General features: G+C 44.0%; 8 protein-coding genes. All 8 read right to left on the minus strand.

The window, feature by feature from the left end:
• Positions 1–100: 100 nt before the first annotated feature.
• Entirely contained in the window at positions 101–886 is a 786-nt protein-coding gene (locus MKX40_RS19010; RefSeq protein ID WP_339235054.1) for a CAP domain-containing protein, read from the minus strand.
• Positions 887–1,143: 257 nt separating this feature from the next.
• The gene (locus tag MKX40_RS19015; protein ID WP_253438357.1) at positions 1,144–1,602 is read right to left on the minus strand and encodes a GNAT family N-acetyltransferase; all 459 of its coding nucleotides are present in this window, start codon (positions 1,600–1,602) and stop codon (positions 1,144–1,146) included.
• Positions 1,592–2,779 carry a formate-dependent phosphoribosylglycinamide formyltransferase gene (gene purT / locus MKX40_RS19020; protein ID WP_339235059.1) on the minus strand — a complete coding sequence of 396 codons (1,188 nt, stop codon included), beginning with the start codon at positions 2,777–2,779 and terminating at the stop codon, positions 1,592–1,594. Before purT ends, MKX40_RS19015 begins: the two co-directional genes overlap by 11 nt.
• 254 nt (positions 2,780–3,033) lie before the next feature.
• The gene (locus MKX40_RS19025) at positions 3,034–4,056 is read right to left on the minus strand and encodes an NAD(P)/FAD-dependent oxidoreductase (RefSeq protein WP_339235061.1); all 1,023 of its coding nucleotides are present in this window, start codon (positions 4,054–4,056) and stop codon (positions 3,034–3,036) included.
• Positions 4,057–4,118: 62 nt separating this feature from the next.
• Positions 4,119–5,108 carry an ABC transporter substrate-binding protein gene (locus tag MKX40_RS19030; RefSeq protein WP_339235063.1) on the minus strand — a complete coding sequence of 330 codons (990 nt, stop codon included), beginning with the start codon at positions 5,106–5,108 and terminating at the stop codon, positions 4,119–4,121.
• Between the two features lie 119 nt (positions 5,109–5,227).
• Complete coding sequence (locus MKX40_RS19035; protein WP_339235066.1) at positions 5,228–6,880, minus strand: AraC family transcriptional regulator; 1,653 nt, start codon at positions 6,878–6,880, stop codon at positions 5,228–5,230.
• A gap of 211 nt (positions 6,881–7,091) precedes the next feature.
• Positions 7,092–8,942 carry an ABC transporter ATP-binding protein gene (locus MKX40_RS19040; RefSeq protein WP_339235068.1) on the minus strand — a complete coding sequence of 617 codons (1,851 nt, stop codon included), beginning with the start codon at positions 8,940–8,942 and terminating at the stop codon, positions 7,092–7,094.
• On the minus strand, positions 8,939–10,711 hold the full coding sequence (locus MKX40_RS19045) for an ABC transporter ATP-binding protein (protein WP_339235070.1): 1,773 nt from the start codon (positions 10,709–10,711) through the stop codon (positions 8,939–8,941). Before MKX40_RS19045 ends, MKX40_RS19040 begins: the two co-directional genes overlap by 4 nt.
• Between the last annotated feature and the right edge of the window lie 292 nt (positions 10,712–11,003).

Below are 11,003 nucleotides of genomic sequence, written 5' to 3' on the forward strand. Positions count from 1 at the left end.
TATGTCATTTAACGGAAAAAAGGTTATGCCATACACAGATTTCAACTGTGCTGGCATAACCTTTTCATATACAAATTTTTATTTACTTCATTATAATTACTTATTTACCGATAAACTCTTGAGCCCAGTATCCGTTGTAGAACCCTACACCGATATGTGTAAAGTTTTTGCTCAGAATATTGGCACGGTGTCCTGCACTATTCATCCAGGCTGTTACAACTTCCTGAGGTGTTTTTTGTCCTTTGGCAATGTTTTCACCTGCATAGCTGTAAGTTACTCCGAATTGTTTCATCATATCAAACGGAGAACCATACGTCGGTGACTGGTGATCAAAATAGTTATTGTTGCTCATATCTTTTACTTTAGCTACAGCTACTTTGTCCAGAAGAGCATCTGAAGTCAGTGCGCTCAGACCTGCTTTGGCACGCTCAGCGTTCACAAGCTTTACAACTTGCGTAGCAAAGTCGGATTGTGTGCTTTCGCTGCCATTATTACTTGTATTGTTACCGGTATTACCTGTGTTTGAAGAATCTTTAGCTGGCGTGGTTGCCGGTTTTTCTTCTTGTGTTGGTTGTGCTGGTTTAGCCGGTTGCTCAGGCTTAGTTGTCGGCTGAGTTGGCTTTGTAGTCGGCTCAGCAGGTTTGGTCGTTTGATCAGGCTGCGTAGCAGGCTTCTCTACAATTTGTCCCTCGGATACAGTGTATCCGTTTTGTTTGAGCCACTGTTCGATATATGCTTTCAGGCTGTCTGTACTTGTAATTTTATACGTTGTGGTAGTCTTATATGTTGAATCTGCAGCAGACGCGGAAGCAGGGAGCATTACACCTACGGCCAGTACGGCTGTCAGACTACTCGTTACGACAGTTTTCATCCATTTCTTTTTCAAATTCATTCATCTCCTTAAAATTAGTTATTACAACTTTGTAATTAATACTCTAGCAGTATATCAATTCAACAAGAGATTGTGAACCTATAAAATATGGAAAAGTAACTTTTTTGTCATTTTTTAGCCATAAAAAAAAGACATTCAGACTAACAAAGCTAGTCGAATGTCGCTTCACCATTTATTTATCAGTCACTACATCAGAACATGCAGATCAGGATATCATGAGAATTTAATGTTGTAGGAAAGACCTTTTTATACTATAGAAGAACCTTACTGAACCGATAGCCTCTCTTCTGGAAACCAATGTGCTCATAAAAAGAGTACGTTGTTGAAGTCACTTCACGGTTCGCACCCGTGACAAACAGTTGTTTACCACCTTGCTGTCTGCCCCAATCTTCGGCACGAGCCATCAGACGACGGCCAATACCACCACCACGATGTTCTTGACCTACAATCAGGGAAGTAATTTGTGCGGCAGGTTCTGGATAGGCATGACTTTGCACACATTGCAAGCCAATCACACCAATAATTTGTTCATCCACTTCGGCAACAAGCATGCATGCGTTTGGATTAGTTTCCAAACATTCAATGCGTTCTTTCATGACATTAGCTGTTGTCGGATAGCTGACCTCTCGCATCAATCCTGTTACCGCTTCAGCATCTCGCAGTTCACACTCTCGGATCATCAGTACAGGGGCCTCAACATTATTGGACATGATTTACCTCCACTTTCAGCATATTAGCGGCTTGCACCGCTGTTTTACGAGCTTCTTCCACATCTTGGCCAGCACTTAGCGCTACAGCCATTCGGCGTCCTACCTTCGTCTCAGGTTTGCCAAATACACGAATCTGAGTACGAGGAAGAGCCAGTGCTTCTTCAATCCCGCCTACAGTAAAGTCAGATGTTTCATCATTAGCTTTCAGCGTTGCTGAAGCTCCCGGTGTCAACAGATGTACACCTGTGACCGGAAAACCAAGAATTGCACGTACATGCAGCGCAAACTCGGAACTGTCTTGCGTCACCATTGTAACCATACCTGTGTCGTGCGGACGAGGAGATACCTCGCTGAACACAACACCATCCGATGTTAGGAACAATTCCACTCCAAACAGTCCATAGCCGCCAAGTTCATCCGTAACGGATTTGGCAATATGACAAGCCTGTTTCCATTGCTCAGGCGTCATTGCATGAGGCTGCCACGATTCGACATAATCCCCATCCTTTTGAATATGGCCAATCGGAGGACAAAATACGGTGCCTGATACAGACCTGACGGTAAGTAATGTAATCTCACTATCAAATTGCACAAAGCTCTCCACGATGACACGAACGGATTTGCCACGAGCTCCCGAAAGAGCAATGTTCCAGCAATCCTCCACATCCCCCGGTGTACGGCATACACTCTGCCCTTTGCCGGAAGAACTCATCAATGGTTTAATGACACAAGGTGTGCCAAGCTCACGTACGGCTTCCTGAAGTTGTTCCAGGTTGTCCGCAAAAAGGTAATCAGCTGTCGGAAGTTTCAATTGTTCGGCTGCAAGACGACGGATGCCTTCGCGATCCATCGTTAGACGTGCAGCACGGGCAGTAGGTACTACACAAAATCCCTCTTCCTCAAGCTCCAGTAAAGCTTCTGTTGCAATAGCTTCAATCTCAGGTACGATGTAATGAGGTTTTTCTTTACGGATCAATTGTTTCAAAGCTTCGGCATCCAGCATGTCGATGCAATAAGACCGGTGCGCGACCTGCATTGCAGGTGCGTTCTCATAACGATCAACAGCGATCGTCTCTACTCCCAGTCGTTGGGCCTCAATAACGACCTCTTTTCCCAATTCTCCACTGCCTAATAGCAGCATTTTTTTGGCTTGAGCCGTAAAAGGAGCACCCCACATGTTCTTTCCAATCCTCCCAAAGAGAAATCTTCTATATATCTGTCTCTCTATTTTCGGGGTTTTGGTTAAAGATTGCAAGAGTGCTCCCTATTTTTCTTGTGAATTTTACAAGATTTTTTGTGTTTTTTCGATCAAATTTTACAATTACCGCTCACAGATTCGATACTCTTTCCATTCCTCCCAGAATTAAGGAAAAGTTAAAAGGGAAGATTTTAATATTTCAGAGAATCGGGGTGCACAAACAAATCCCAAATTTAAAATCTTGGGATTTGTCGATTTTTTTCTCTGAAAATTTCATTATGTGAGGAAACGTAAGCCATCTTGGGTGCGTCTGGAGTCATGTATTGCTTCGCACTATTGACTGCAACAATCGCATCATTAAAGGCTCCGGCAATGAGTCTGACTTTGCTCTCGTGGGTCGAACAGTCCCCTGCTGCAAAAACACCTGGAAGACTCGTCTGTGCATGGTGGCTCATTCGAACCATTCCATCGTCCATCTTCAGCCCACAACTGGCCAGATCACTTAGATTGCTTTTATATCCGTGACTAACAACGACTTCATCCACTTCCAACACGACATTGGCCTGACTTTCCATATGCGTAATCACAACCTGCTGGATTCGCTTACCATTATTATGAAGCTGCGTGATGCTGTATGGTGTTCTCACATCCGTTATATTGTTCATCTCACTGACATTTCGTTCCATTGCACGGAACTCATTATTCCGGTGAATTACAACTACACTGCGAGCAAGTTGAGCAAGTTCAATTGCCCAGTCTACTGCACTGTTGCCTCCACCCGAAATGAGTACACGCTTCCCGGAAAAATGTTCTGGATTTTGCACGGTGTAATGAAGATTCTCTTGCTCATATTCAATCGGCTCCTGAAGCTCCAGCTTCTGAATCTCTGCGATACCACGGCCTACTGCAACAATGATCGTACGAGTATAATGTATCTCTCCTCCAGTGGTATACATCCTCCATATTCCGTTATCCATTCGAGTGAACCTTTCGACTTTACAATTCAATTCTACCGTCGGGTTAAACGTATTGGCCTGCTGAACAAGCCACTCGATCAACTTCGAACATTTCATAGGCGGCAGACCGCCTACATCCCAAATTGTTTTTTCAGAATAGGTGTGCAGAAAACCACCAAGCTGGTCTTTACCTTCAATGATCTTTACTTTCATATCACGCATCCCTGCATAAAAAGCCGCATACATGCCGGCAGGTCCGCCTCCAATGATGGTTACATCGTAGATATCTTCTTCATTCATCTTGAACACACCCTGTTAATTTAGTTATGAATTAGAGAGATTCTGGTAACATACCGTTTGCCTTATTTATTTTTTTCTTCAAAAGCAGTTACAATATCATCAATGACATATTCGTCGGCAAGCGGGGACATTCCCAGATTGAACCATTCCTTGCCACCCACCATGTAAACATGGTTCTGCTTGACTGCTTTCAGATTTTTCCATAACGATGACGATAACATATCTTCAAATTTCTTTTTAATTTCCGGATTAGTCTCATCATCCAGCTGAACGATCAGATGGTCTGCGTCGTATTCAGGCAGTACTTCCAAGGATACGGACATGGCCGTTTGATCTTTCGGGAAATTAGGAAGTGGTTTCATTCCCAATCGCTTGTGGACAAAGTTTCCTCGGTCAAGATTCTCTCCATGCAGTACAATTTCTTTTTCCATCACTCTAATGTAGAGAACAGTCTCTTCACCGATCAGCTTATGCAATTTGTCAGCAGCTATCTTCTCCTTAGCGACCAAATCCTGAATAACCTTTTCTGCCTGCTCTTCTTTATCCAGAATTTTGGCCATATCCCGCAGTTCATCACGCCAATCATCACGCTGTGGTAAAAGTACGGTAGGTGCAATCAGCGTAAGCTGATCATAGTCCTTTTTGGACCACCAGTCAGGAGCGATAATTAAATCCGGAGCTGCCTCCATGAGGGCTTCAAAATTAGGTGTTCTTCCGATTCCCATTTTCATCGTGTTTGCGAACGGTTCCTGTAAGTAAGAAGGAAACTGCTCATGATAGTTCTGTACAGCAATGGGTACAATCCCAAGTGAATATAAAAATTCTGGATATACCACAGACAGACCCACTATTTTTTGTGGGTTTATCGGGATTTCAATCTCTCCCATTTCCGTGTTCACTTTCTTCACCTGACTTGCTTCTGCTGCTGAAGAATTGGCGGTACCCGCTTCTTGTCCTTCAATCGTGGACGCTTCTTTACCTGCTGCCCCGCAAGCCGAAATAACGAGCATTAACATCATTGCACATATGACGGTTAACCATCTGAATCTCATTCTGTATGTACCCCCTATAGGTCATTAATATATGACAATGTCTAATCAATAATAATTATCATTATCACTACGATATAGGAGTAGTATAATCAAATATGTTCAGGCATGATATTGACTATTCAGACTTTTTGCCATGGACGATCTTGCCATAACTTTAATATTTCATCCAACATAAGCTCGTGGGTAAACGCCGTGTAGTCCAACAGGACGCTCGACAAAAGGACATCTATTACGCCATTTTGTATCGCTAACAGCTCAAGCCACTCTTCAGACTTACGCACAACAGACCATGTCAGCCTGGATGTCTCATCATCACCCACAATCAGTAATATTCTTTCAATGTTAAGAACAGACAACTCCTTAATGCTCACTGTTCCCCGTTCCCAATAAGTTTCAATTCCTTCGGGACCATCCATTTGCATATCAATGTAAAAAACGGAAGCAATGCTCCTTGGGCCTAACACTTGCAACTCTTCGCCATAAAATTTGAGTACAACTAGCTTGTCTTTTCGTATGGAATCCGCAAGCTGATTCTTTATGACCGTTACTTTCTCCTCATATCTTTGAAGCCATACCCCTGCAATATCAGACCTGTCCAAAAAACTTGCAACAACTCTCAAATGCTCTCTCCAATCCCCTTTTTCCCACGGGAGGTCACACACAGGAGCAATGGATTGAAGCTGACTTTGCAAAACCTCAGACTCCGTCCCAATCGTAATAATATAGTCAGGCTTAACTAATCGAAGCTGTTCCAGCCAGGTGGTCTCACTCTCAGCAAGTGGCATAACTTTGTCCGTTTCATATTTACGTCTATAATAATATGTCCATGGATGACTTGCCGGCGCGGCACATGGAATGATCTGCAATGCAAGCAATATACCAATGCTCAGGGAATGAACCGCTGCAATTTTTTGTTTGCTATTACGTATAAACGCTGCCGGTGGAACGCCGGAGATTTGCTTGAATTTACGCCGGAAATACGTCTCATCCTGGTACCCCACGTACGATGCCACATCCTTGAGTCGATAACTGTGATCATTTCTCATTAAGATCTGGGCTTGTTTCATTCGATATAGCGTTAAATAGTCGACTGGACTGTAGCCATACCTTTTCTTGAATAAACGCATGAAGTGTCGAGGGCTCATTCGTGCCACATTTGCTAATTCCTCAATAGTTAATCTTTTCGAATAATTCTGCTCCATGTAGGATTTAACATGTTCAATCGGTGAAGCCAGATCCGTCTTTTCGGCACAGGCCACGTCGTAAAACAGGGTATACAACAGTTCCTGAAAACGAATCTGACCATAGTACCTTTGCAAGCCATCCTTCTTCATTGTGTGGTGGTAAATCATCTGACAGATCACGCCAACGGCAATGGGAGAAGATGAGCTGACCTCGCCATTCACTTCATTACGTAAAAGTTGCTTCATCATATCAAGGGCTGTCCCACCCTCCTGCTCCAGTGCGTACATGACATCAAAACTCATGTGATACACGCCTCGTTCATCCAACGAATGCACATTTGCCTCAATCAACTGCCCTGGAAAACCTATGTACAGTCCGCCTGCTTTCAATTCAATGAAAGTCCCATCTATCTTTAACCAACCTTGGCCACTCGCTACAAATAATAACATGTAAGTTTCAATAAAGTGTTTCCTCAGAAGCCACTCCGTCGCAGGATCAGTCGTATAATTCACCTGAATGAGCCTAAAATTCATATGATCCAGGTGATCAAAATGTTTTGAATCTATTTCGTTGTTGTCCATCTGCATTGATCTCCCTCCAGACTTAAACGATTATGCTGATTTGATTCTTTAAAACATAACATACCACACGAACTAAAGATAAAAAAAATACTCCGGCTATCCTCTAACCTGTCTTCAATAAATAAAATGCACTTATTATTGAGGATCAGGCTAAAGAACGCCAGAGTATTATACGTTCATATGCGCTCAGACACTTTAAAGGCGTCTGAAAGTCTTATTACAAAAATCTGTATTGAGCTTCTATTAATCCATTATAGACGCCTTGTTTTTGGATAAGCTGCTCATGGTTGCCCTCTTCTTTAATTTCACCATGATCCAGGACAATAATGTTATCTGCATTCCGGATGGTGGAGAGACGGTGAGCGACCATAAAGGACGTTCTTCCCTGCAACAATACCTTCAGTGCTTCCTGGATTTTAAGCTCTGTCTCGGTATCAATGCTGGCAGTAGCTTCATCCAGAATCAATATGCGAGGATCGGCAAGCAGCGCACGGGCAAAGGATAACAATTGCCGTTGTCCCATGGATAATACGTTTCCTCGTTCTTCCACTTCGGTATCATATCCGCCAGGCAGCTTCATAATGAACTCATGCGCATTGACTGCTTTGGCGGCCTCTTCCACTTCTTCATTCGTTGCATCCAATCGTCCAAATCGAATATTGTCACGAATCGTACCCGAGAAGATGAAGGTATCCTGCAAGACAATACTGATCTGGCTGCGCAAACTCTCTACCGTTACATCCCGCACATCCTGTCCGTCAATGGTGAGACGTCCACCGGATATATCATAGAAACGACTGATCAGGTTGATGATCGTACTTTTACCTGAACCGGTATGACCAACGAGTGCAATTGATTGTCCCGCAGCCGCCGAGAAGCTGATTCCTTTCAGCGCCTGTCTGCCCTTCTCGTATTCGAACACCACGTTTTCGAATGCGATATCTCCTTTAATAGAAGGAAGTGGCTTGGCACCTGGTTTATCCGCAATACTTGGTTTTTCATCCATGAATTCGAAGATACGCTCCGATGATGCCATCGCAACCAATAGCTGATTGTACATCTGTCCCAGACGGTTGATTGGATCCCAGAAGTTGCCGACATAGTTGGCAAAAGCGACAAGTAATCCTACGGTCAACTGACCATCCTGAATCAGATAGGCACCAAACCAGAAGAGGATTAATGTCCCGAATCCGCCGGTAATCTCGATCAGTGGTCCGAAGCCCTGGTTCATCGCTGATGCTTTATCCCATGACTTTTTGCTGGACAGGTTCATGTTGTCAAAGTATTTCATGTTCTCTTTTTCCTGTGTATAAGCCTGAGTCACTCGAATCCCCTGAATGGATTCATTCAAGTGGGAGTTAATACGAGAGTTCTTCATTCGCACATCCTGCCAGGCACGACGAATCAGCACCCGCAGTTTGGTCGAGATGATAAACATGATTGGCACCGTAATAATCACGGCAAGACCCAGTTTCCAGTTAATCAACAGCAAGATCACAATGATGCCGAGCAGCTGCACGCAGTCGATCATGACGTTAACTGCACCGTTCGTGAACAGATCCTGCAGGGAGTTAATATCATTCGTCACACGCACCAGTACGGAACCTGCCGGTCTTTTGTCAAAAAAGTTAAAGGACAGCTTCTGGATATGCTTGAACAGATCCGAGCGAAGATCATAAATAACGCGCTGTCCAATAATGTTCGTCAATTTGATCCGGTACGTATTGGCAGCCCACTGAATGAGATACAACACGAATATGGAGCCTGCGATCAGATAAAGCATCGTCATACTTGGCAGCCCTGTGGCCGGTGCGATGGCCCGGTCAATCGCCAGACTGATCAGAAAAGGTACGGATAATTTCGTAATGGTACCGAGAATCATCATTAGAATAACGAGTGGCAACAGTTGTTTCGCATAAGGTTTCATGTATGCAAATAAACGTCCGAATTCTTTCCAGTTAAACGGTTTTTCAATAATTTCATCATCCTGATACACAAATCGTTCATTCAGTTTCTTCTCGGAGGCCCCTTTGGCCTCGCGCCTGTCTGCTATCGTCTCGGCACTCATGAATTCACCTGCTCCCCAGCCTCCCGCTTACCGCGGGCAATATAATCTGCGTATTGAATTTTATAAACATCCTGGTATGGTCCAGGTACTTCAATAAGTTCGGTATGTTTGCCACGTTGTACCACGCGACCTTCATCCAGCACCAGAATCTCATCTGCATGTCGTAGTGAAGATATCCGGTGTGCAATAATAAATGTAGTTCTGCCGCGCATGACTTCCTGGAAACCGGATTGAATCTCATGTTCCGTCTCCATATCCACGGCGCTGGTTGCATCATCGAGTACCAGGATTTTCGGATTTTTCAGCAAAGCCCTTGCGATCGCAATCCGCTGTTTCTGTCCACCCGATAATCCCATGCCGCGTTCACCAACCACCGTGTCATATCCGTCCGGGAACTCCATAATGAAGTCATGAGCCTTGGCCAGCTTGGCTGCACGGATAATCTCATCCATGGTGACATTCTTAAGTCCGTAGGAAATATTATTGCGAATGCTGGATGAGAACAGGAATGTTTCCTGGAAAACAGAAGCGATCTGACTCCGCAAACTGCGAATGCCTATATCTTTGATGTTTTTGCCATCCAGCTTGATCGTACCCGAGTTGACGTTATATGCACGCATCAGAAGCTGAATGATCGTCGATTTACCTGACCCTGTGCCCCCGAGGAAACCGATTACAGAACCGGGTGCAGCATCAAAATTAATATCGGTTACCGCTGGCATTTTGTTGCCGTAGGCAAAGGTAACGGAATCAAATGTCACATGACCATTCACCTGGTCTGCTTCCACAATGACCGGATCTTGCGTTTCTTCCACATCCACTGGCGTATTAAGCAGTTCGAGCACCCGTTCACCTGAAGCTTTCGATTGCGTATAGTTGTTGATATGGAACCCCAGATTCCACATTGGACCGATTATGTACCAGATCAAACTGAAAAAGGCAACGAGTTCACCAAGTGTCAGCGTATTCTGTATAACCATTCTTCCACCGATTACCAGCAACAGCACGATGCTCACCGAAGCAAGAATCTCCATGATCGGAAAATAGTGACTCCACAATGTTGCGGCATGAATCTGATTCGTCTTGTAACGCTCATTGCGTGTGGAGAACTTCTCCACTTCATAAGGCTCACGTGCAAAGGATTTTACCGTACGCACGCCAGTAATATTCTCCTGTACCGCTGTCGTCAGTGAACTGAGCGCCAGCCGCATCTCCTGAAACGCAGGGTGAATTTTGGATTCGAATCTCAGCGCAACGAAGGCAAGTAATGGGATGCATATGAGCGTGAACAGTGTAAGCTGCCAACTCATGGTCATCATCATGATTGCGCCGAATACGACCATCAATACCATGTTGAGAATCTGGGCGAAACCAAATCCGATAAAGTTACGGATGGCTTCCAAATCTCCCGTGAGGCGGGACATCAGATCACCTGTCTTGGCCGTATCATAATAACGGAAGGATAAAAATTGAAGCTTTTCATAACATGCGTTACGAAGTCTGTACGCCAGGAAGTTACCCAAGCGTCCTCCAAAAAAGCCATGTAAAAACTGCATTCCTGCTTTTAAAATCACTACACCTAACACAGTCAAGGCAATTATGGGAACGTCTTCAAAAGTGCGCGGAACAATAACATCATCAATCAGTATCCTCAGCATGTACGGATACACTAACCCAAGTGCGGTCGCTAAGGCGAGGAACAAGATTGATACAAATAAATACGTTCGCTTTTCCCAAAAAAAGATTTGCAGTTGCCTAAGAACATCCATGTTTCTCCTCCTCTTATGTCGTTCAAAAATACTATGAACATTTATGAAGTTTATCACCGTACCCCATTCGCGGCAAAGCGAATAACAGACCATATTCTGCCTGCTTTCAGCTTATTGACGCATTAATGAAGGTAAATACCCACCTTTCAATCAAATGTTTGAATATTCTCTTTATTTCAGGTTGTTCGTACCAAAAAAAGGCTCCCTATATGCCTTTTCGGCAGGGGCCTTTTTAGGTTGATTTTCGCAACATTTTCAATGTGTTGCTGTATCATTCATTTTGTTTTACAAA

The sequence above is a fragment of the Paenibacillus sp. FSL R5-0517 genome (genome assembly GCF_037974355.1).
GTDB lineage: Bacteria > Bacillota > Bacilli > Paenibacillales > Paenibacillaceae > Paenibacillus.